The 20,103-nt window shown below is 72.7% G+C and carries 21 protein-coding genes and 1 tRNA gene; 11 read left to right on the top strand and 11 right to left on the bottom strand.

What is annotated here, in order from left to right; translation table 11 throughout:
• The first annotated feature begins 19 nt into the window (after window positions 1-19).
• A tRNA-Leu gene (locus OHB09_RS27420) sits at window positions 20-104 on the top strand.
• 134 nt (window positions 105-238) lie between these two features.
• Window positions 239-748, top strand: a complete 510-nt coding sequence (locus OHB09_RS27425; protein WP_234526819.1) for a GNAT family N-acetyltransferase — start codon at window positions 239-241, stop codon at window positions 746-748.
• 429 nt (window positions 749-1,177) lie between these two features.
• On the opposite strand, the gene OHB09_RS27430 is transcribed toward OHB09_RS27425, so the two are convergent.
• Window positions 1,178-2,161: a LysR family transcriptional regulator gene (locus tag OHB09_RS27430; protein ID WP_328922692.1), complete on the bottom strand. Its 984-nt coding sequence runs from the start codon at window positions 2,159-2,161 to the stop codon at window positions 1,178-1,180.
• A 229-nt stretch (window positions 2,162-2,390) separates the two neighbouring features.
• On the opposite strand from OHB09_RS27430, the gene OHB09_RS27435 reads away from it, so the two are divergent.
• The 3 genes from OHB09_RS27435 to OHB09_RS27445 all read left to right on the top strand — a co-directional run bounded on the left by OHB09_RS27435 (window position 2,391) and on the right by OHB09_RS27445 (window position 5,139).
• Window positions 2,391-3,149: an SDR family NAD(P)-dependent oxidoreductase gene (locus tag OHB09_RS27435; RefSeq protein WP_006138331.1), complete on the top strand. Its 759-nt coding sequence runs from the start codon at window positions 2,391-2,393 to the stop codon at window positions 3,147-3,149.
• Between the two features lie 98 nt (window positions 3,150-3,247).
• Window positions 3,248-3,619, top strand: a complete 372-nt coding sequence (locus tag OHB09_RS27440) for an SgcJ/EcaC family oxidoreductase (protein WP_328922693.1) — start codon at window positions 3,248-3,250, stop codon at window positions 3,617-3,619.
• A 212-nt stretch (window positions 3,620-3,831) separates the two neighbouring features.
• On the top strand, window positions 3,832-5,139 hold the full coding sequence (locus OHB09_RS27445; RefSeq protein WP_328923066.1) for a YbfB/YjiJ family MFS transporter: 1,308 nt from the start codon (window positions 3,832-3,834) through the stop codon (window positions 5,137-5,139).
• 167 nt (window positions 5,140-5,306) lie between these two features.
• Here OHB09_RS27445 and OHB09_RS27450 read toward each other — a convergent pair whose 3' ends face one another.
• Complete coding sequence (locus OHB09_RS27450; RefSeq protein ID WP_328922694.1) at window positions 5,307-6,185, bottom strand: N-formylglutamate amidohydrolase; 879 nt, start codon at window positions 6,183-6,185, stop codon at window positions 5,307-5,309.
• Window positions 6,186-6,412: 227 nt separating this feature from the next.
• Here OHB09_RS27450 and OHB09_RS27455 point away from each other — a divergent pair, with 227 nt between their 5' ends.
• Window positions 6,413-7,282: a DMT family transporter gene (locus OHB09_RS27455; RefSeq protein ID WP_006138327.1), complete on the top strand. Its 870-nt coding sequence runs from the start codon at window positions 6,413-6,415 to the stop codon at window positions 7,280-7,282.
• A 223-nt stretch (window positions 7,283-7,505) separates the two neighbouring features.
• A complete protein-coding gene (locus OHB09_RS27460) occupies window positions 7,506-8,711 on the top strand; it encodes a S1 family peptidase (protein ID WP_328922695.1) in 1,206 nt (401 codons plus the stop codon).
• 191 nt (window positions 8,712-8,902) lie between these two features.
• Here OHB09_RS27460 and OHB09_RS27465 read toward each other — a convergent pair whose 3' ends face one another.
• The 3 genes from OHB09_RS27465 to OHB09_RS27475 form a co-directional block, all read right to left on the bottom strand.
• Complete coding sequence (locus OHB09_RS27465; protein ID WP_328922696.1) at window positions 8,903-9,532, bottom strand: HAD family hydrolase; 630 nt, start codon at window positions 9,530-9,532, stop codon at window positions 8,903-8,905.
• 53 nt (window positions 9,533-9,585) lie between these two features.
• The gene (locus OHB09_RS27470; RefSeq protein ID WP_328922697.1) at window positions 9,586-10,440 is read right to left on the bottom strand and encodes an SAM-dependent methyltransferase; all 855 of its coding nucleotides are present in this window, start codon (window positions 10,438-10,440) and stop codon (window positions 9,586-9,588) included.
• A gap of 68 nt (window positions 10,441-10,508) precedes the next feature.
• Entirely contained in the window at window positions 10,509-11,381 is an 873-nt protein-coding gene (locus OHB09_RS27475; RefSeq protein ID WP_328922698.1) for a TetR/AcrR family transcriptional regulator, read from the bottom strand.
• A gap of 96 nt (window positions 11,382-11,477) precedes the next feature.
• On the opposite strand from OHB09_RS27475, the gene OHB09_RS27480 reads away from it, so the two are divergent.
• Window positions 11,478-11,960 carry an SRPBCC family protein gene (locus OHB09_RS27480; RefSeq protein WP_167796299.1) on the top strand — a complete coding sequence of 161 codons (483 nt, stop codon included), beginning with the start codon at window positions 11,478-11,480 and terminating at the stop codon, window positions 11,958-11,960.
• A 105-nt stretch (window positions 11,961-12,065) separates the two neighbouring features.
• Here OHB09_RS27480 and OHB09_RS27485 read toward each other — a convergent pair whose 3' ends face one another.
• Together OHB09_RS27485 and OHB09_RS27490 are read right to left on the bottom strand one after the other, a co-directional pair.
• Window positions 12,066-12,626, bottom strand: coding sequence for a mycothiol transferase (locus tag OHB09_RS27485; RefSeq protein ID WP_328922699.1), 561 nt, complete (start codon window positions 12,624-12,626; stop codon window positions 12,066-12,068).
• Between the two features lie 69 nt (window positions 12,627-12,695).
• Window positions 12,696-13,064: a hypothetical protein gene (locus tag OHB09_RS27490; protein WP_167794422.1), complete on the bottom strand. Its 369-nt coding sequence runs from the start codon at window positions 13,062-13,064 to the stop codon at window positions 12,696-12,698.
• A 130-nt stretch (window positions 13,065-13,194) separates the two neighbouring features.
• Between OHB09_RS27490 and OHB09_RS27495 the strand changes: the two genes are divergently transcribed.
• Window positions 13,195-14,217, top strand: a complete 1,023-nt coding sequence (locus OHB09_RS27495) for a sigma factor (RefSeq protein ID WP_328922700.1) — start codon at window positions 13,195-13,197, stop codon at window positions 14,215-14,217.
• Between the two features lie 11 nt (window positions 14,218-14,228).
• On the opposite strand, the gene OHB09_RS27500 is transcribed toward OHB09_RS27495, so the two are convergent.
• The 3 genes from OHB09_RS27500 to OHB09_RS27510 form a co-directional block, all read right to left on the bottom strand.
• Window positions 14,229-15,626, bottom strand: a complete 1,398-nt coding sequence (locus OHB09_RS27500; RefSeq protein WP_328922701.1) for an FAD-binding oxidoreductase — start codon at window positions 15,624-15,626, stop codon at window positions 14,229-14,231.
• 203 nt (window positions 15,627-15,829) lie between these two features.
• Window positions 15,830-16,699 carry an SAM-dependent methyltransferase gene (locus OHB09_RS27505; protein WP_328922702.1) on the bottom strand — a complete coding sequence of 290 codons (870 nt, stop codon included), beginning with the start codon at window positions 16,697-16,699 and terminating at the stop codon, window positions 15,830-15,832.
• A gap of 50 nt (window positions 16,700-16,749) precedes the next feature.
• Window positions 16,750-17,652, bottom strand: a complete 903-nt coding sequence (locus OHB09_RS27510; protein ID WP_328922703.1) for an NADP-dependent oxidoreductase — start codon at window positions 17,650-17,652, stop codon at window positions 16,750-16,752.
• 288 nt (window positions 17,653-17,940) lie between these two features.
• Between OHB09_RS27510 and OHB09_RS27515 the strand changes: the two genes are divergently transcribed.
• On the top strand, window positions 17,941-18,852 hold the full coding sequence (locus OHB09_RS27515) for an aminoglycoside phosphotransferase family protein (RefSeq protein ID WP_328922704.1): 912 nt from the start codon (window positions 17,941-17,943) through the stop codon (window positions 18,850-18,852).
• 194 nt (window positions 18,853-19,046) lie between these two features.
• Here OHB09_RS27515 and OHB09_RS27520 read toward each other — a convergent pair whose 3' ends face one another.
• Window positions 19,047-19,328, bottom strand: a complete 282-nt coding sequence (locus tag OHB09_RS27520) for a metal-sensitive transcriptional regulator (protein WP_328922705.1) — start codon at window positions 19,326-19,328, stop codon at window positions 19,047-19,049.
• Window positions 19,329-19,425: 97 nt separating this feature from the next.
• Between OHB09_RS27520 and OHB09_RS27525 the strand changes: the two genes are divergently transcribed.
• Window positions 19,426-19,992: a rhodanese-like domain-containing protein gene (locus OHB09_RS27525; protein WP_328922706.1), complete on the top strand. Its 567-nt coding sequence runs from the start codon at window positions 19,426-19,428 to the stop codon at window positions 19,990-19,992.
• Window positions 19,993-20,103: the final 111 nt, after the last annotated feature.

Below are 20,103 nucleotides of genomic sequence, written 5' to 3' on the forward strand. Positions count from 1 at the left end.
GCCGGGCGACGATCACCCCGTCCGGGTGGCGGAATGGCAGACGCGCTAGCTTGAGGTGCTAGTGCCCTTTATCGGGCGTGGGGGTTCAAGTCCCCCCTCGGACACTTGCTGGATCGATACGCGAAGAGGGCCACGACCTGAGGGTCGTGGCCCTCTTCGCGTCACGCCGAAGCCTTGGGGCTTCCTGCCCCGCGGAAACCCAGGTGGCCTCAGCGCGCGGTCCGGGTAGAGTCGGGCGATGCCCGAGCTGAAGCGGCTGCATGCCGGCCACGCCCCGGCGGTTCTCGCCTTCGAGCTGGCCAACCGCGCCTACTTCGCCGGCTCGATCTCCGACCGCGGCGACGACTTCTTCAACCGGTTCACCGACCGGTACAACGCCTTGCTGGCCGAGCAGGAGGCCGGCGGCTGCGCCTTCTACGCGCTCATCGCCGAGGACGGCTCGGTACTCGGCAGGTTCAACCTGTACGACCTGGAGAACGGCACCGCCAGACTCGGCTACCGCGTCGCGGAGCAGGCGGCCGGCCGCGGCCTGGCGACCACGACCGTCAGGGAGCTGTGCCGGACGGCGCCGGCGACGCACGGCCTGCGCACACTGCGGGCGGCCACCTCACACGACAACGTCGCATCCCGGAGAGTCCTCACCAAGGCCGGGTTCGTCCCGGTCGGCCCTGCCACCCCGGCCGACCTCGGCGGCAAGTCAGGCACTTGGTATCAGCGCGACCTCCCCTTGGCCGCCAGGGTGCCCTAGCCGACCTGCCGTCGATCCGGCCGAACCTCACCCCGGCCCGGAAAGGGCCTGGCCCCCTGGGCGCCGCCGGCCCCGAGCTCGAGCCGTCCAGCATCGACGACGGGCCCCGGATCAGGTATGGCGATCAGGAGTCACGGCTGGGGCAACGGGCTGATGGCAAGGACAGCGTCTCCGTCATGGGGCCGTACGGAACACGCATCCCTCACAGTGCGGCAGCGCACTGAGTACGCGGTGACGTGCGCACGAGGCCATCGCTGCCTCTTCTGGGCCGGGGAAGGCCATGGGCCCGTTCCGCGGCGAAGAGCGGGGCACCCGCTGGGAGACGGCGAGTCGGCGCAGGGCCGGGCCGCCTTCGAGACGCTGCTGCGGCATCCGCGCGGCACTGCCGCCTGAGCTCACGCCTCGTCACCGCGGCCGGCGCCGACGCCGTCACCCGGAGCCGGGGCCGGGGCCGGGGCCGGAGCCCGGGCCCCGCTGTGCGTGGGGGTCGTCCTCGGGGAGCCATGCGTCCGGGGCGGTCAGGCCGAGGGCGCCGGGGCCGTCGGGGCCGTCGACGTGCTCCGTGAGTGCGTCGACGGTGCGGAGCACGGCCTCGCGGGTCTCCTCGCGCCGCCACACCAGTGACCACGTCCAGTAGACCTTCGGGTCCGTCACGGGGCGGGCGACCAGGTCGGGCGGCAGCGGAGCCGTCTGCGTCTTGGGGGAGTTGAGGACCGGGCGGCGGGAACGGCGTACGTGCTCGTAGAAGGCCGGTCCGGTGAGGCCGCCGTCGGTGATGTGCGCGGCACGGGCGCCGGTGGCCCGGGTCAGCTCCTCGGCGTAGGCGTTCCAGGAGGACCACGTCGTGACGTCGCTGTCCAGCAGGACGACGACGTCCCGGGCGCGGACCTCCTGGTCCGCCAGGCGCGTGGCGACCGCGTACAGGCGGTCCGCGCCGAGGAGTCGCGCCTCCAGCCCGTGGCCCGCCAGGTCCTGGCGGCGCACCCAGCACACCGCGAGGTCGAGGCTGCCGTCCGCGACCCGTGCCGCCTGGGCGTGGGAGGGCGCGACCCAGGTGTCGACGTGCACCCGTGCCACCGCCGACGTGCGGGCGGTCAGGTCCGGCGGCAGCCAGTTGACGTACCCGAGCCGGACGATCTCCGAGCCGGCGATCCGGGCGGCCCGGCCGCGCAGGTCGTCGGCGCGTTCGAGCAGGTCCTGGGCGTACGGGAGCAGGGCCGCGCCGGCCGGGGCGAGGGCGACCGAGCGGCGGTCGCGGTCGAACAGCCGCACACCGAGGTCGCGTTCGAGCGCCTTGATCTGCTGGGACAGGGACGGCCCGGCGATGAGCAGCCGCTTCGCGGCCCGCCCGAAGCTCAGCTCCTCGGCCACCGCGACGAAGTACCGCAACTGACGCAACTCCACGGAGGCCATCGTACGGATCGGCGGGCGAGAGGCCCCGCCCCGGGCCGTGCGCGCGACCTGTTCCCTCCCACCTGATAGCCACAGGCTCTCACAGCAGGTCAGAGGGGGTGGATCGGCCGACCGGCGTCGGAAGCGCGGGAAATGGGAGGGGCGGTCGTCCGGTTGGAGCGAGGGCCGGTCGGCAAGGACGGCCGGCCGCACCACCACCGAGACACCCCGAGAGCGAAGAAGGACTTCCATGAACACCGTGAACACCACAGACACCACGGACACCACGAGCACCGCGAACGGCTCCGGCAAGAAGGTCGCCGTCGTCACCGGTGCCTCCCAGGGCATCGGCGCCGGTCTCGTGGAGGCCTACCGCAAGCTCGGCTTCGCCGTCGTCGCCACCTCGCGGACCATCGCCGCCTCCGACGAGCCGGACCTCGTCACCGTCCGGGGCGACATCGCCGACCCGGACACCGCCGAGCGCGTGGCGGCCGCCGCGATCGAGAGGTTCGGGCGGATCGACACCCTGGTCAACAACGCCGGTCTCTTCGTCGCCAAGCCGTTCACCGAGTACACGCGCGAGGACTACGACGCGGTCACCGGGGTCAACCTCGGCGGGTTCTTCCGCCTCACCCAGCTCGCCGTCGGACAGATGCTCCGGCAGGGTGGCGGTCACGTCGTCCAGATCAGCACCAGCCTGGTCGACCACGCCTTCGCCGCGGTGCCCTCGGTGCTTGCCTCCCTCACCAAGGGCGGACTGCAGTCCGCCACCAAGGCGCTGGCCATCGAGTACGCGGGGCGCGGCATCCGCAGCAACGCGGTCGCGCTGGGCATCATCAGGACGCCGATGCACGCGGAGGAGAACTTCGCGACGTACGCCGCCCTGCACCCGGTCGGGCGGATGGGCGAGATCGGCGACATCGTCGACGCCGTCCTCTACCTGGAGAACGCGCCGTTCGTCACCGGCGAGATCCTGCACGTCGACGGTGGTCAGAGCGCGGGCCACTGACCGCCGCACCGGACACACGAGTGATACCGAAGACACGCGAGTGGTACCGAAGACAGGCGAGTGGTACCCGCGGCATGCGACAGGAGAGGAGTGACGCGATGACCGTGACAGCCGCACAGGAGACCGTCCTGCGGGACGTCATGGACCGCTGGAAGGCCGCGGTCGACGCCCACGAGCCGGAGGAGGTGGCCGCCCTCTTCCGGGAGGACGCCGTCTTCCAGGGGCTGCACCCCTACAGCGTCGGCCGGCAGGGGGTCGCCGAGTACTACGCGTCCCAGCCGGCCGGACTGGGGGCCGTGTACGAGGTGCTCGAGACGCGTGCCCTCACGGACGACGTCCTGCTCGGGTACCTCGGCGTGGACTTCACGTTCACCGACCGGCCCGACCTCCACGTCACGCTGTCCGTCGTCCTCACCCGCGAGGCCGGACAGTGGTCCCTGGCCCACTACCAGGTGACCAGGCTCGACTGACGGTGGGAGGCCGGACCTCCCAGCACCGAGGAAACCGGTCCTGGCGCACGCCGGGGCCGGTCCTCCACGCTGGGACCATGGAAAGGCAGCAGCACCCCGCCCCGGACATCGCCCCGGCACCCGCGCGCCCCCGCGCCGCGGGCCGTACCCCGTGGGCCCCGGACTCCCCGTGGCCGCACGTCCTCCGGGCCGGGGCGGCGCTCGCGGCCGGAATGGGTGTCGGCCGCTTCGTCTACACACCGATCCTGCCGCTGATGCACGCCCAGGCCGGACTGACCACCGGCGCGGGCGCGCGTCTGGCCACCGCCAACTACGTGGGCTACCTGGTCGGCGCCCTCGCCGGGACGTTCCTGCCGCGGCTGGTGCGCTCCCGGGCCGCGCTGCGCGGCGCACTGGCGGCGCTGGTCGCCTCGCTCGCCGCCATGCCGCTGACACACAGCACCGCGGTGTGGCTGCTGCTCCGGCTGGGCGCGGGGGTGTTCAGCGCGCTGGTCTTCGTCATCGCCGCGAGTTCCCTGCTCAGCCGGCTCCGAGAGCATCCGGCACATCTGCCGGGGTGGGCGTTCGGCGGGGTCGGGACCGGTATCGCCCTGTCGGGGCTGCTGGTGCTGGCCCTCCGCTCGGCGGGCGACTGGCGCACGGCATGGTGGGCCGCCGCGGCACTCGCGGCGGTGCTCGGCGCGGGAGCGTGGGGGCTGCGGCCCGAGGCCGTGACACGGACGCTGTCCGTGGGGTCGGCGGCCGTGGGCCCGGAGTCCGTGGGCCTGGCGCCCGAGGAGTCGGCGTCCGAGGGGACGGATGCGGGGCCGGAGGCGCCGGCGTCGGGTGGGAGAGCGGACCGCGCGGATGCCGGGCGGGCGAGGGCGGCCGGCCCCGACGCCGGGCACCCCGCGGAGGCGGGTACCTCTCGCTGGTTCGCCGCCCTGTTCGTGTCGTACACGCTCGAAGGCGTCGGCTACATCATCGCCGGGACCTTCCTGGTCGCGGCCGTCGAGAAGAACTCGCCCGGCTGGATCGGCAGCGGCGCCTGGGTGCTCGTCGGCCTGGCCGCCGTTCCCTCCGCCGCTCTGTGGACCGGACTCGGTCGGCGCCGGTCCCGACCGACCCTGCTGTCGGCCGCGCTGCTGGTGCAGGCCGTGGGTGTCGCCCTGCCCGCGCTGTCCGGCACGGTCGTCGCCGCGCTGGTCTCCGCGACCCTCTTCGGCGCCACCTTCATCGGTGTGAGCACGCTCGTGCTGAGCATCGGCACGCATCTGCGCTTCCCGCGCGCCGTGGGGCTGCTGACCGCCGGCTACTCCGTGGGGCAGGTCCTCGGCCCTCTCGTCGCGGCGCCCCTGCTGCACCACGGCTACCGGCGGGCGCTGGTGCTGGCCGCCGTCACCGTCCTGGCCGCGGCACTCGCCGCCCTCGCCCTCCGCGTCCGCTTCCCCCACCGCGTGCCCGTGCCGGACGGTGCCGTCCACCGCCCGGCACCGGATGCCGGTGTGGTGTCCCCGGCGGAGGGATTCCCGGGGAGTTGACCCGGGAATCCCTCCGCCGGGGGGCGGCCGGAGAGTCGGGCGGTGCACCCGGCAGTCTCAGGCGGTGTGCCCGGCGCTCTCAGGCCGTGCGCCTGGCAGTCTCAGGCGGTGCGCCCGGCGCTCTCAGGCCGTGCGCCTGGCAGTCTCAGGCGGTGCGCTCGGCACTCTCAGGCCGTGCGCCCGGCCGCGTCCGCCAGTTCCGCCAGTGCTTCCCCGAGGGCGTCGAGCCCCGGGCCGTACGGGCTGCCCGGTTCCGTCATGTAGACGTCGCGGCGGATCTCGATCATCAGTGCGGTGACTCGGGGGTCCTGTCCGTAGTACCGCAGGGGGACGTACGTGCCCGCGAACGGGCTGTCGATCCCCGTGCCGCCGAAGCGGGCGAAGGCCTTCTCCGCGCGGGAGAGGAGCGCGTCGGGAGTGTGGAAGGCGTCGCGGCCGAGGCAGATCGGCGGGCGGGGGCCCTCGCCGTGGAGTTCGTAGGGCAGGCGCTCGGTCGGGTACGAGTGGACGTCCACGATCACCGCGCGTCCCACGGCGGCGAGCCGGTCGGCGACCGCCTCGGTCATGGCGGCCGCGTAGGGGTGGAAGTACCTCTCCACCAGAGGCTGCCCCTCGTACGAGGCCGGGCGGAGTTCCTCGCGGTGCGTGGTCCGCGTGTACACCGCCCCCATGCCCACCGAGAGCATCTCCTCCCGCTCGTCCGGGAACCGCTCGGGGTCCACCACCAGGCGCGAGAGACCGTTGACGAACCGCCAGGGTGCGGTGTCGCAACGGGAGACGGCGGCGGCCGCGATCTCCGCGGTGTGCGCGTCGGTGATGTGGTCCAGCTCCGCCTCGAGCGCGGCGTCGTCGAGCGTGATGCCGCGCCGTACGTCCTCGGGGATCGTCCGCGAGGAGTGGGGGACGTGGAGGACGACGGGGGAGTCGGGCGAGCCCGGGAGGTACTGGAAAGGCTGCGGTGCCGGTGCCGGTGCCGGTGCGGCCCGGCCGGGGAGCGGGGAGCGCGAGCCGCCGTCGTTCTTTGCGGGAACGGGTGTGTCGGGCATGACGGAATGACCCTCTTGTGTGTCGTCGTGGTTCCTGCGTCGAGGGGCAAGCGCGCCCCCCGCCTCACCCGACCCGGTGCCGTGCGCGCACCGCACCCGATCAGGTGCGGTGATCATAGGACATGTCCGCCGCGCGCCCCATTGCGTCCCGCTCGGGCCTCCGGGGGCGAGACTGAGCGCAAGGGAACCGGGGGGACGGACACACATCACGGAGGAGCGAGTCGCCCGTGGTCTACCTCTTCGGTCTGATCGCCGCCTGTCTGCTCGGCCTCGGCTTCGTGCTCCAGCAGCACGCCGCCGAGCGGGCGCCCGTCTCCGACATGCTGTCCTTCCGGCTGCTGTGGGACCTGGCGAAGGTCCCGCTCTGGCTGGGCGGCATCGGGTGCATGGTGGCCGGACAGATCCTGAGCGCGATCGCGCTCAGCAAGGGCGACCTGTCGAAGGTGGAACCGCTGCTGGCCACGAACCTGCTCTTCGCCATGGCACTGGCCCGCCGGATGAGCGGAGAGCGGCTGGGTGGCTCCGGGTGGACCGGTGTGGTGCTGCTGAGCGGCGGGGTGGTCGCCTTCATCCTGGCCGGCCGCCCCGCCGACACCGAGACGGAGGTCAGCGCCCTGCGCCACTGGCTGGTGTTCGGCCTGGTCGTCGGCGTGGCACTGGCGCTGATCGCGGTCGCCCGGCACCTGCCGTTCTTCGAGGAGCCCCCCTTGCTGGCCGCGGCGGCGGGCGCGCTGTACGGACTGCAGGACGCGCTGACCCGGACCTCCAGCCAGATCCTCGCCGACGGCGGCATCCCGGCACTGGTGACCAGTTGGCAGCCGTACACCATCGTCGCGCTCGCGGTGACCGGGCTGATGCTCGTGCAGAGCGCCTTCGAGGCGGGGCCGTTGCGGATGTCGCTGCCCGCGCTGACCGCGGTGGAACCCATCGCCGGCATCGCCTGTGGGATCGGCTTCCTGGGCGACCGCCTGCGCACCACTCCGGCGGCGCTCGCCTCGGCGACGGCCGGCCTCGTCGCGGTCGTCGTCGGCGTCTTCATCCTGGCCCGCCACCCCGCGATGCCGGGGTCGACCTCTCGTGAGCGCGAGGTGGAGTGAGGGCGGTTCCGCAGGGGTGCGCGACGGTTCTACAGAGGTGGACGGTCCCGCAGGGGTGCGCGGATAAACGACGGAAAGGACCGTACCAATCTCCGCCGTTGGCATGGACCTGACTTGACTTCCCCGTTACTCTCCTCACTGCACCACCCTGAGAGCGCTCTCAGGGAGCGCTCTCGTCCGCCCCACCCCCACAGAGCAACCGGACGACGAAAGGCATCCCCCCATGAGACGCACCACCTTCCGCGCCGCAGGCCTCCGCTCGACCACCCTCCGCACCGCCGGACTCTCCGCGGCACTCCTCCTCGTCTCCGCCGCCGCGGGACTCGGCCAGGCCTCGGCCGCCACCTCCGGCTCTTCCGGCTCCTCCTCCGACGCCCACGCCGGGACCAGGGCCGCGGCGGCCGCCCCCGCGCTGGTCGACGCCCTCCAGCGCGACCTGCACCTGACGAAGGCGCAGGCCACCGACCGCCTCGCCGCCGAGACCTCGGCGCGCACGGTCGAGAAGGCCGCCCGCAAGGCGGCCGGTTCCTCCTACGGCGGCTCGTGGTTCGACGCCGCGCGCGGCACGCTCGTGGTCGGCCTCGCCGACGACAGCCACCGCGCCGCCGTCGAGGCCACCGGCGCCCGCGTCACCCGCGTCGCCCACACCGAGCGCACGCTCGACGCGACCATGACCAAGCTGAACGCGATGGACGCGCCCGGCGGCGTCGCCGGCTGGCACGTCGACCCGAAGTCCAGCACGGTCACCGTCACCGTCGTCGACGCACACAAGGGCGACAACGATGTCGCGAAGTTCCTGTCCCGCGCCCGCGAGGCCGGCCCCGTGAACGTCGAGAAGACCTCCCACCAGCCCCGTACGCTCGCCGCCGGAACCGTCGGCGGCGACCCGTACTACACGGGCAACGTCCGCTGTTCCATCGGCTTCTCGGTCCAGGGAGGGTTCATCACCGCCGGGCACTGCGGCACGCCCGGCATGAGCGTCAGCGGCTGGGACGGCTCCTACATCGGCAACTTCCAGGGCTCCTCGTTCCCCGACAACGACTACGCGTGGGTCAACGTCGGCAGCGGCTGGTGGACCGTGCCCGTCGTCCTCGGCTGGGGCACCGTCTCCGACCAGCTCGTGCGGGGTTCGGGCGAGGCACCGGTCGGGGCGTCGATATGCCGCTCCGGTTCCACGTCCCACTGGCACTGCGGGACGGTCCTCGCGAAGAACGAGACCGTCAACTACAGCCAGGGCGCGGTGCACCAGATGACCAAGACCAACGCCTGCGCCGAACCCGGCGACTCCGGCGGCTCGTTCATCAGCGGCGACCAGGCCCAGGGCACGACCTCCGGCGGCTGGGGCAACTGCGGCTCGGGCGGCGAGACGTGGTTCCAGCCGATCAACGAGGTGCTCAACCGGTACGGCCTGAGGCTCCACACCGCCTGAGGCTCCACACCGCCTGACGGCGGCGTCGGCCGAACCGGCGGCGAAGTGAGGACCGCGCCCTCCGCCACGACCACCTGACGGCCGTGGCGGAGGGCGTTCCGCCCGACCTCGCCGAATCCCCGGGGGAAAGGGCGTCATCCGCTCGTCGCACGGAATGCGCCCCGCCACCGCCCCTCGAGACGGGCATGCACTCAGCCGTCGGGGAGCAGGTCCAGCACCGTCCGCAGATCGGCGGGCTCCCGATAGTGCACGCCGGTCATCCCGAGCGCGACGACCGCCTCGACATTCTCCTCGCGGTCGTCGACGAACAGGCACCGCTGGGCGGCGACTCCCGCCCGCGCCGCCGCGATCTCGTAGATCAGCGGATCCGGCTTGGCCACGCCCACCCGCGCACTGCTGACGACATGGTCCGCGAGATCCGCCAGCCCCATCCGTGCGAGGTCGTGCTCCAGCTCCGGGGTCGCGTTCGTCACCAGGACCAGCGGCATGTGTGCGCGCACCCGGCGCAGCATGGCCACGACCACGTCGTCGGCCCGGAAGGGGGCGGCGGCGAACGCTGTCCCCAGCACCTGGGCACGGGCGGGCCCGACCCGGTCGGACAGCGCCGAGACCATGGACTTCACCCACGCCTCCTTGGTGATCCTGCCGAGGAGGAACGGCAGGTCCACCTCAGGGGAGTAGGCCACCTTCGCCGTGGTCCCCTCGGCCACTCCCGCGGCACGTTCGAGCGCGGCCAGCGGAGCCATGTCGTAGAAGCGGACCACGTTGTCGAGGTCGCACAGCACCGCGTCGAAGGGCCTGCCCGGTGTCTCGGAAGTCATCGTTCACCCTTGAGGGAGCCGCCTGCTCGGGCCCGGTCAGCCGCAGGGGACCGTCAGCCGTCCTTGCGGGCGACTCCGCCGTAGATGCCGATGGGCGGCGCGCCGTCCTTCGCCGGCTTGTCGGGGCGCCAGTCCGGGACCGTGACGAGACCGGGCTCCACGAGGGTGAAGTCGCCGAAGAAGTCCAGGATCCGGGAGTGGGGGCGGAGGTTCATGCTCGCGGTGGCCCGGCGGTAGATGGCCGCGGCGTCCTCGCGGTGGTCCTCGTGGAGGTCACCGGTGGCGTGCGACAGCACCAGGTAGGAGCCGGTGGGCAGCGCGTCGCGGAGCGTCGCGACGATGCCGTCCGGGTCCTGCGCCTCGGACAGGAAGTGCACGATGGCGACGAGCAGCACCGCCACCGGCCGGTCGAAGTCGATGACCCGGCGGACCTCGGGGTGGCCGAGGACGCCGCGCGGATCGCGCAGGTCGGCGAGGACGACGGAGGTGTCGTCCTGGTCCATGAGGGCTCGGGAGTGCGCGCTGACGATCGGGTCGTTGTCGACGTAGGCGACGCGGGTCTCGGGTGCGACGGCCCGTGCGATCTGGTGCACATTGGGTTCGGTGGGCAGCCCGGTGCCGATGTCGAGGATCTGCCGCACCCCGCCCTCGGCGACGACGTGCCGTACGGCGCGGTGCATGAAGTACCGGTTGGCCCGCACCCCGTCCCGCACCTCCGGCGCCGCCTTCATGAACTGCTCGGCGGCCTCCTGGTCGACCTCGTAGTTGTCCTTGCCGCCGAGGAAGTAGTCGTACATCCGGGCGGGGTGCGGCTTGCTCGTGTCGATCGTGTACGAGGGGGCGCCGTCGGCACCGGTACCGCCGCTGCCGGGAGTGCCGTCGGTGCTGGGGGAGGTCGGGGAGGTCATGCTGGCTGGCTCCGTCCTGGACTCGCAGCCCACCGCCGCGCGAAGGGTGGTGAGTGACTGTCAGAACATCATCTTGGCATGTTTTGGACGGTGGGGTGTACGGGTGTGCGCGGGCTCGTACGGCCGGTTCCGGCGGGGGTGGCCAGGCCGGTCTCGCTGCCGGAGGTGGTGCCGGTGTCGGTGCCGCAGGCGACGCTCGTGTCGATGTCCGTGTCGATGCCGCCGGCGAGGAGAGCGGCCGCGCGGCGGACGTCGGCGGTGACCGCCTCGTGGAGCCGGTCCGGGGCGCAGGTGCCCTCGGCGAGATGCCGCGCCAGGCTGCGGTACTGCACGGACCACAGTCCGACCAGGGCGATCGCCGCGATCTGCACCTCGGGGCCGCCGGCGGGGCCGGGCGGGGGGCCGCCCGGCCGGTCGTCCCCGTCCTCCGTCCTCGCTCCCTCACCGCGCCGGGCGAGTGCCTCCGCTGCGACGGCGACGAGGCGCTCGGTCATGTCCAGGTGGTAGGCCCGCAGCGAGGGCGTTGACCTGGTCAGCGCGCCGAACCGCCCGATCCGGGCGGCGGCGTCACGGGGATCGTCCTGGGCGGCGAGCCAGGAGGTCAGGGTGTGCAGTTCCTCGGCGAGGATCTCCAGCGTCGCCTCGACGGGGGAGCGGTCCGTCTCGGCCAGTCCGGCGCGCAGCGCGGCGCTCGTGGCCTCCCCCCGGTCCAGGATCAACGACTCCTTGGTGGGGAAGTGGTTGAAGACCGTCTTCTCGGACACGTCGCAGGCGCGGGCGATCTCCGACACCCGGACGGCGTCGAAGCCGCGTTCCAGGAACATCTCGGTCGCGGTGTCGGAGAGCCGCTGCCGCAGCAGCCGCTTCTTCCGCTCCCGCAGGCCCTCGGCGCCGGGCGCCGGCTCCTGACGCCGCCAGGCGCTCCAGTCCACGGTGGTCATGGGGGACAGAGTAGTACGGCGACGAGATAATTGCTGCTACTGTAATTTTCTAGTGACTGAATCTATCGTCACTCAGTCCCCTGCCGAGGGAGCACCATGAGCAGTTCCATCCACATCGTCCGCGACTATCCGCACGCCCCCGCCAAGGTCTGGCGGGCGGTGACCGACCCCGACCTGATCCCCCTGTGGACGGCGACCGGCGCAGGCGCCCGCCCCGAGGGCTTCGCCACGGCGGTCGGCACCGAGTTCCAGTTCATCGCGAGGCCCAGGCCCGGCTGGAGCGGCATCGTCGACTGCGTCGTACGGGAGTCCGACGCCCCCCGCCTGCTGCGCTACTCCTGGACCGACCACGGCGGCGGCGAGACCACCGAGGTCACCTACCACGTCGAACCGCACACCGGCGGCACCCGCTTCACCTACGACCACACCGGCTTCACGGGCGCGGGCGGCCTGATCATGTCCCAGGTCCTCGGCCGCGTCCGCCGCAAGATGCTGACGGTCGGCCTGCCCGCCGTCCTGGACGACATGGACGAGGAGGGCGGGCTGCGGCAGCGGAGCGCGCTGCGCCCCGGGAGCTGAAGGGGCCTCGGGGGCGCAGGCGGCCCGGATGCCGCGCCCGCGCCCGCGCCCGCGCCCGCGGCAGCGGCAGTGGCAGCGCGGGCAGCGGCAGCGCGACGGTCCCCGTTACTGCCCCACCCTCCCGTCGACGCACTCGCGCAGCAGGTCGGCGTGGCCGCAGTGGCGGGCGTATTCCTCGATGCGGTGGACCAGGAGTTCGCGGGCCGAGATCGCGTCCTTGCCCAGGCGTTCACCGAGGTCCGGGTGGGCGGCGAGGGCGGCGTCGGTCGCGGCCTGCTCGCGTTCCAGGTTCTCGTACGCCTCGTCCACCAAGCGCTGTTCGGCGACGGCCCCGTCGAAGTCCGCGTCGCGCGCCCCGTACAGCTTCGGGAGCGGGTCGCCGTCGCTGATCCAGTTGCGCCAGTCCCGTTCCGCCTCGGCGAGATGGCGGAGCAGGCCGAGGAGGGACATCGTCGACGGCGGCACCGACCGGCGGGCCAGCTGCTCCGGGTCCAGGCCCTCGCATTTCAGCCGCAGGGTCAGACGGTAATCGGCCAGGAAGTCCTGCAGGGTGGCGAGTTCGCCGTCCGGGGAGGTGCCCTCGCGGTTGCGGGGGTCGTCGGCGGGGTCGAGCCACATGTCGGGGTAGACGGTCGCCCGGGTCCATCGTGCGGGTTCGTCAGTCATGCCGGTCATGGTCGTGCGGCGCGGCCCCGGCCACCACCGAATTACGGGGAGGGCTCGGCGCCGGGCCGGTCAGCGGCGGGCCAGTGCCAGCAGGCTCAGGCCGAACATCAGGACGCCCAGCGGGAGATGAACCGAGGGGACGTGCGCGATGCCGAGGACGACCTGGGCCGAGGCGAGGGCGAGGAAGCCGCAGGCGTGCCATACGGGGCGGGGCGAGCCGCCGCCCGGCTTCCACGCGAGGACCGCCGCGAGGACGTACAGCATCGACGCCCCGTACATCACGCGGGCGCCGGCGCTGTGCAGCGTCTCCCCGTACGACGAGGTCAGCAGCAGTCCGGCGGAGACCGCCTGGAGGAAGATGGTCAGGGTCTGCAGCGCTATCGCCAGGCGCAGGAACGAGAGGTCGTGCCGCCGCCGCTCCGTGGTTCGGGTGAGCATGTCGGGCCCCCTTTGCCGCGGCCCGGGGGCCGCGTCGATCGATAAGGTCTCACCAGCACGACGACGCGGGTCCCCGGAAGGTAAGGCGCGGTGGCGGGACGGGACGCGGCGGGGGGACGGGGGACGGGGCATGGATGTGGTGGGGACGGGCGCCGGGGGCGTGGAGGGGGAGCGGCGTCATCTGCTGAACGTCGCCTACCGGTTGCTCGGATCGCTCGCCGAGGCCGAGGACGCCGTGCAGGAGGCGTACGCGCGGTGGTACGCGCTGCCGTCGGTCCGGCGGGAGGAGATCGTGTCGCCGGGTGCCTGGCTGACGACGGTGACCGGACGCGTCTGCCTGGACGTGCTCGGCTCGGCGCGCTCACGCCGGGAACGCTACGTCGGCGCGTGGCTGCCGGACCCGCTGCCCGATCCGGGGGAGTGGGGCGGCGGGCACGGCGGCGGCCGGGTGCGCGGCCTCGGCCTTGCTCCCGCCGGGGGCGTCGGAGGGGCGGGTTCCGCCGTCGCCGCAGGTACCGGTACCGGCGCCGCGCTGCCGGTCGATCCCGCCGACCAGATCGTCCTCGACGAGTCGGTGACCATGGCCTTCCTCGTCGTCCTGGAGACGATGACCCCCGCGGAGCGGGTGGCTTTCGTGCTGCACGACGTCTTCCGGTACCCCTTCGCCGAGATCGCCGGCGTGCTGGGCCGCACCCCGGGGGCGTGCAAGCAACTGGCGGCCTCCGCCCGGCGCCGCGTGGACGGCGCGCCTCCCGCGAGGGCGGCGGGCGGCGGGCAGGCCGAGGCGGTGCGCCGTGTGAAGGAGGCGTGGGAGACGAAGGACATCGCGGCGCTCGTCGGCCTCCTCGACCCGGAGGCGGTGATGACCGCCGACGGCGGCGGCAACAGGGGCGCGGCCCTCCGCCCGGTCGAGGGCGGCGCACGCATCGCCCAGTACATGGTCGCGATGGCCGACCGGGCGCCCGGGCTCGTACTCCTGGAGCGGTCCGTCAACGGCATGCCCGGCCTGGTGGCCCACCGCGCCGGCACCGTCCTGACGGTGGCCTCGTTCGAGGTCACCGCCGGACGGGTCTCCCGGATCTGGGTCGTCCGCAACCCGGACAAGCTCGGGTCCTGGGGCCGGGGCGCACCCCCGTTCGCAGAGGGTTCCTGAGGGCGTCGCCCTCAGGCCGCGGCGGGCGGGATGTTCTGGTTGGAGTGGAACAGGTTGTCCGGGTCGTAGGCGCGCTTGACCGAGGCGAGCCGGTCGAAGTGCCCCCGGTAGGTGGTCCGGACGCGGTCGGCGCTCTCCTGCGCGCCGATGAAGTTGACGTAGGAGCCGCCCATGGAGTGCGGGTGCAGAGCGGCCCAGTAGTCGACGCACCACTGCCGGATCACGTCGTCCTGGGCGGGGTCCGGATCGATCCCGCCGATCACAGCGGACCACACGGCGTCGCGGTAGGCCCACGCCGTGTCGTCGGCGCCGACCCGGTGAGCCGCCCCGTCCACCGGATACAGGTGCATGGTCGACAGGTTGGTGGGGATGCTCTCCCCGAACCTGTGGTGCACGTCGACGGCGGCGTCGGGGATCGTGTCGAAGAAGGCCCCGCGCCAGTACCACTGCAGCCCCTTGGGGATCAGCGCGTCGAACATCGACTGGAGCGCGGGGTACGGCATGGGGCTCGTGAAGTGGAAGGCGGGCGGCGCCGGTTCGTTCACCACTGCGAGTACCTGTTCCAGCCGGCCGGCTTCGAGGTCACCCGTGTAGCACCACACCACCGCGCACACCTTCTGCCCGTGGAGCGGCTCGGGGAAGGGCGGGGCGGGCGGTACGACCAGCACCGCGAAGAAACCGCTGAGATCCTCCGGGGCGGCGGGCAGGAATTCCCGGTACCAGCGCAGTACCTCGGGGGTGCGGTCCACCGGCCACACCGTCACGGCGACCCCGACCGTGTGCACTGGGTGCGACTCGAAGGTGAACGACGTCACCACGCCGAAGTTGCCGCCGCCACCCCGCAACGCCCAGAACAGGTCGGGGTGGTTGTCCGCCGAGGCGGTGACACATCTGCCGTCGGCGAGCACGACGTCGGCCGACACCAGACTGTCGATCGTCAGACCGTACTTGCGTGTCAGGTGACCGTGCCCGCCTCCGAGGGTGAGGCCGCCGATACCCGTGGTCGACTGGATCCCGGCGGGCACCGCCCGTCCGAAGGCATGCGTGGCGTGGTCGACGTCACCGAGCACGCTGCCGCCCCCGACCTGGACGGTTCCCGCCTCGGGGTCGACCCTGACCCAGCGCATCGGCGACAGGTCGAGCACCAGTCCCCCGTCGACCAGGCACAGGCCCGGACCGCTGTGACCGCCGCCGCGCACCGCCAGTTCGACGCCGGCGTCCTGGGCGAAGGAGATCGCCGTCCGTACGTCCGCCGCGTCCACGCACTGCGCGAACACGGCGGGCCGACGGTCGATCATCGCGTTGTAGATGCTGCGGGCCTCGTCGTAGCCCGCGTCCGGCGGTGTGATCACCGCTCCTCTCAAAGCCTCCCGCAGGCTGCCGACAGCAGCGTCGTCGATGCCGCCCATGGCCGAGGACCCCTTTTCCGCATGCTGTTGCGTGGATCCCGCACCGGGGTCGGCGCGTCACGTCCACGCGGACATGCGTGGGCTCCGTGTGCGCCCCGGCAGCGATGCGGCGAGTGCGCCCCCACCCCTCCAGTGTGCGCCCGTCACCCGCGCTTCGCACATGCGAGAGGCGGTCCGGACAGGTGGGACCTTCGAAACGCGTACTAGTTCTTCCGGGCCAGGCCGGCGGCGATGAGGCGCTGCCAGACGGTGAGTTGCCGTTCGCCGCCCGTGCCGCTGTCGGCGCCGCTGCCGCCGTCGCCGCCACTCCCGCCGTTCCAGGGGCCGTCGGGTGTCTCGGGGCGCCACAGGGGAGCGGGCACTATGCCGGGGGCGAGGATCTCCAGGCCGTCCAGCAGCGCCTCGATCTCCTTGTCGGTACGCCACCGCCCGCGTCCGAAGGTCTTCTGGAGGACCCGCTCGGCCTCGGCGGTCTCCGGGTTGTTGCCGGAGCGGAAGTGGCTGACGAAGAAGTAGCTGCCGGACGCCACGTGATCGCGCCAGTGGCTGACGATGCCGGCCGGGTCCTCCTCGTCGTTCACATGGTGCAGGATCGCGCTGAACATGACGGCGACGGGCCGGTCGAAGTCGATCAACTCCAGGGTGTCGCGATGGTTCCGCACGCTCTCCGGGTCGCGCACGTCGGCGCGCACGACCCGCGTCCGGTCGTTCTGCTCCAGCAACGCTCGCCCGTGGACCAGCACTTGGGGGTCGATGTCGACGTACACGACTCTGGACTCCGGCGCGTGCCGCTGGGCGACCTGGTGGACGTTGTCGGCGGTCGGAAGGCCACTGCCGAGGTCGACGAACTGCCGGACCTCGGTGGTCCTCGCGATCTCCGCGACCGCCCGCGTCAGGGCCGCGCGATTGGCGAAGGCGATGGCCACCGAGCCGGGCAGATCGCGTTTGAAAACATCGCCGACTTCGCGGTCCGCGGCGTAGTTGTCCTTGCCACCGAGCAGGTAGTCGTACACGCGCGCGATGCTGGGCCTGTGGGGGTCGATCGGGGAGCCTTCAACCGTCATGGCGAGCATTTTCCCCCGCAACGCCGCCCGGTGAACAGCGCTTCACGGTCTTGGGGCGATCAGTTCACGAGCAGTACGAGTTTGCCGCGCACCACCCCGGCCTCGCCGACGCGGTGGGCCCCGGCCACCTCGGTCAGAGGGAAGGTGCGGCCCACCGGCACGGAGAAGCGTCCCTGCGCGGCCATGCGGGCCGCCAGGGCCGGCGCGTACGTGGCGCGGCCGGTGTCGCCGCTGCTGAAACGGACCCCGGTCTGCTGCGCACCGGCGAAGTCGGCGACCGTGAGCACGCGTTCGGGCGCGCCCGCGAGTTCCACCAGTTCGGGAAGGACGCCGCTGCCGGCGACGTCCAGCGCCAGATCGACCCCCGAGGGCGCGAGGGCCCGCACCCGGTCCGGCATTCCGGCGCCGTACGCCACCGGTGCGGCACCGAGCGAGCGGAGGGCCCCGTGCGTGCCGGGGCTTCCCGTGCCGATGACGCGTGCGCCCCGCTCCACGGCGAACTGCACGGCGGCGGTGCCGACGCTTCCCGAGGCGCCGTTGACGAGCAGCGTGCTGCCCGCCGTGACACCGAGCCGGTCGAGCGCGCGCGCCGCAGTCTCCGCCGCCGCCGGGATCGCCGCGGCGGCGGCCCAGCCGAGGGAGTCGGGAACCGGGGCCCAGAAGGACAGCACCGCCAGCTCCGCCTGCGCGGCTCCGTACGGTGAGGCGCCGAAGACCCAGTCGCCGACCGCGACCCCGACGACACCCTCGCCGACCTCGTCGACGACGCCCGCGGCCTCGTAACCCAGGGTCTGGGGCAGTTCCCGGTCCATCAGGCCCCGCCGCTTCTTCCAGTCACTGGCGTTGATCCCCGCGGCACGCACCCGGATGCGTATCTCCCCGGGGCCGGGACGGGGATCGGGGAGTTCGACGATCCTGAGCACCTCGGGGCCGCCGAACCGGTCGAACCGCACTGCCTTCATGACGCACTCCTTCCTGGGAAGGAGTGGCGGATCGTATGACACCGCGTGCGCGCGTGCTCCCGGCCGGAGGCCCTGCCTGCCGCCGACGAGCACGTTTTTACTCCGATCCGCCGACCGTACAACATGATCGCCCTTTCGCCTTCGCTCCTCCCGCCGTTCCATCCCTCCGGTCCTTCCATCCCGCTCGCTCTTTCCGCTCCTTTCCTTCTCGCATGCCACCGACGGGACGCCCCCGCCCACGGGAAACCGATGGACGCCCCCCGGTCCCTCACGGTCGAATGACGTGTGATGAGCGGTGGGCAGACGCATCCGGACACGCACACCGTCGACGAATCGCTCGTAAGGCGGCTGGTCGCCGGGCAGTTCCCGCGGTGGGCGGGGCGGTCGGTCGAGCGGGTCGCGTCCGGTGGGACGGTGAACGCGATGTACCGGCTGGGCGAGGACATGGTCGTACGGCTGCCGCTCTCGCGGGGCGGGGCGGATGACGTGCCGAGGGAGTGGGAGTGGCTGCCCCGGCTCACGCCCCACCTGCCCACGTCCGTCCCCGAGGTGCTGGGGGAGGGGAGGCCCGCGGAGGGGTATCCGTGGCCGTGGTCGGTGTACCGGTGGCTGCCGGGCCGCACCCCGGAGGCGGGAGCGCTGCGCGCGCCGGCGGCGCTGGCCCGGGACATGGCCGGCTTCGTCGCGGCGATGCGTGGCCTCGTCCTGCCGGGGGCGCCGCGCGCATACCGAGGAGGGCCGGTCGCCCTGCTCGACGCGGGGACGCGGGCGGCGATCGAGGAACTGCGCGACATCCCGGAGGAGGGTGTCGACTGCGATGCCGCGGCCGCCGTGTGGGAGGAGACGCTGCGGGTCCCCGACTGGGACGGGGCGCCGGTGTGGCTGCACGCGGATCTCATGCCGGGGAACCTGCTGGTGGACGTGGACGGCGGCCGGCTCCACGCGGTCATCGACTTCGGATGCCTGGGCGTCGGCGATCCGGCCTGCGACCTGTTCCCGGCGTGGAACCTCCTGCCGGCCGAGGCGCGCGAGGTGTTCCGCGAAGCACTGGGCGTGGACGACGCGACCTGGATCCGCGGCCGGGGGCGGGCGCTCTCCCAGGCACTGCTCGCACTCCCCTCCTACCGGGACACCAACCCGGCGATGGCGCACAACGCCCGGTACGTGATCGGTGAGGTGCTGCGGACGGTCCGAGGGTAACGGCCCCTTCGACGGAGAAGCCGAGAAGGGCGAGAAGGAGCCCCGTCCGGCAACGAGCCCGGCGGGCAACGAGTCCGTCCGGCAACGAGCCCGGCGGGCAACGCGTTCGGCGGGCAACGAGCCCGGCGGGGAACGCGTTCGGCGGGCAAAAAGTCCGGTGGACAGTGGACGAGGAGCAGCGGACGGCGGGCCGCTCAGGCCGGCGACAGGAACAGCCTTTCCAGACGGGCACGCATCTGCTCACGGTCCGCCGGGGCGGCCATGTCCTCGTCGGTCAGGCAGCGCTGCAGGCCGGTGGCGATGATCGCGAAGCCCGCCCTGTCCAGGGCGCGGGAGGCGGCCGCCGGCTGAGTGACCACGTCCTCGCAGTCACGCCCCTCCTCGATCATCCCGATCACACCGGTGATCCGGCCCTGCGCCCGGCGCAGTCGGTTGACCACCGCTTTCAGTTCCTCGGCCGCCATCGTCATGTCCACGGTTCACACACTCCTCACTCGCCTGCAATCGTCCGCAATACCCCAGGGGGTACCCTGTCCGCGGGCTCACCCCATGAAGAGCAAAGGAAACTCCCTCGTGGCATCCACCGCCTCCCTCACCGTCGACCAGGCCCACTCCCGCCTGGACGAGCTGACCGTCATCGATGTGCGCACCCCCGGCGAGTACGCCTCCGGGCACCTGCCCGGCGCCCACAACGTCCCCCTGGACGACCTCGACCGGGCCCTGCCTGCCCTGAAGAGCGCCGCCGACCGCGGTGACCTGCTCCTGGTGTGCGCGTCCGGTGCCCGTTCCGCCCAGGCGCAGGAGCGTCTGACCCGGAGCGGCCTCACCGCCGTGCACCTGACCGGCGGCACCTCTGCCTGGACAGGGGCCGGCCACGACGTCCAGCGTCCCGCCGAGGGCCGCGCCGTGTGGGCGATGGAGCGCCAGGTCCGCCTCACCGCCGGCTCCCTCGTCCTGGTCGGCCTGCTGGCCGGGCGCCGCCGGCCCGCCGCGCGCCTGCTCTCCGCGGGCATAGCCGGCGGCCTGGTCTTCTCCGCCCTCACCAACACCTGCGGCATGGCCCGGGTCCTCGCCAAACTTCCGCACAACCGCCCCCCGGGTACGGACCTCGACGCCACCCTCACCGCCCTGAGCGACTGACGTCTCCTCCGCATCGGTCCGACGCTGGTCGCGAATCGTGTCGGCCTCGTGAACATGTTGTATACATGCATTCCCATGGCCTGTGCTGTGTACCGCATCAACGCGTCGGGC

Origin of the sequence: Streptomyces griseoaurantiacus (genome assembly GCF_036189845.1) — a bacterium.
GTDB classification, from domain to species: Bacteria; Actinomycetota; Actinomycetes; order Streptomycetales; family Streptomycetaceae; genus Streptomyces; species Streptomyces griseoaurantiacus.

Excerpts from the sequence above, each read along its gene's own strand:
- OHB09_RS27425 (WP_234526819.1), top strand. The coding sequence starts at position 239 with ATGCCCGAGCTGAAGCGGCTGCATGCCGGCCACGCCCCGGCGGTTCTC.
- OHB09_RS27430 (WP_328922692.1), bottom strand. The coding sequence starts at position 2,161 with ATGGCCTCCGTGGAGTTGCGTCAGTTGCGGTACTTCGTCGCGGTGGCC.
- OHB09_RS27435 (WP_006138331.1), top strand. The coding sequence starts at position 2,391 with ATGAACACCGTGAACACCACAGACACCACGGACACCACGAGCACCGCG.
- OHB09_RS27440 (WP_328922693.1), top strand. The coding sequence starts at position 3,248 with ATGACCGTGACAGCCGCACAGGAGACCGTCCTGCGGGACGTCATGGAC.
- OHB09_RS27445 (WP_328923066.1), top strand. The coding sequence starts at position 3,832 with ATGGGTGTCGGCCGCTTCGTCTACACACCGATCCTGCCGCTGATGCAC.
- OHB09_RS27450 (WP_328922694.1), bottom strand. The coding sequence starts at position 6,185 with ATGCCCGACACACCCGTTCCCGCAAAGAACGACGGCGGCTCGCGCTCC.
- OHB09_RS27460 (WP_328922695.1), top strand. The coding sequence starts at position 7,506 with ATGAGACGCACCACCTTCCGCGCCGCAGGCCTCCGCTCGACCACCCTC.
- OHB09_RS27465 (WP_328922696.1), bottom strand. The coding sequence starts at position 9,532 with ATGACTTCCGAGACACCGGGCAGGCCCTTCGACGCGGTGCTGTGCGAC.
- OHB09_RS27470 (WP_328922697.1), bottom strand. The coding sequence starts at position 10,440 with ATGACCTCCCCGACCTCCCCCAGCACCGACGGCACTCCCGGCAGCGGC.
- OHB09_RS27475 (WP_328922698.1), bottom strand. The coding sequence starts at position 11,381 with ATGACCACCGTGGACTGGAGCGCCTGGCGGCGTCAGGAGCCGGCGCCC.
- OHB09_RS27480 (WP_167796299.1), top strand. The coding sequence starts at position 11,478 with ATGAGCAGTTCCATCCACATCGTCCGCGACTATCCGCACGCCCCCGCC.
- OHB09_RS27485 (WP_328922699.1), bottom strand. The coding sequence starts at position 12,626 with ATGACTGACGAACCCGCACGATGGACCCGGGCGACCGTCTACCCCGAC.
- OHB09_RS27490 (WP_167794422.1), bottom strand. The coding sequence starts at position 13,064 with ATGCTCACCCGAACCACGGAGCGGCGGCGGCACGACCTCTCGTTCCTG.
- OHB09_RS27495 (WP_328922700.1), top strand. The coding sequence starts at position 13,195 with ATGGATGTGGTGGGGACGGGCGCCGGGGGCGTGGAGGGGGAGCGGCGT.
- OHB09_RS27500 (WP_328922701.1), bottom strand. The coding sequence starts at position 15,626 with ATGGGCGGCATCGACGACGCTGCTGTCGGCAGCCTGCGGGAGGCTTTG.
- OHB09_RS27505 (WP_328922702.1), bottom strand. The coding sequence starts at position 16,699 with ATGCTCGCCATGACGGTTGAAGGCTCCCCGATCGACCCCCACAGGCCC.
- OHB09_RS27510 (WP_328922703.1), bottom strand. The coding sequence starts at position 17,652 with ATGAAGGCAGTGCGGTTCGACCGGTTCGGCGGCCCCGAGGTGCTCAGG.
- OHB09_RS27515 (WP_328922704.1), top strand. The coding sequence starts at position 17,941 with ATGAGCGGTGGGCAGACGCATCCGGACACGCACACCGTCGACGAATCG.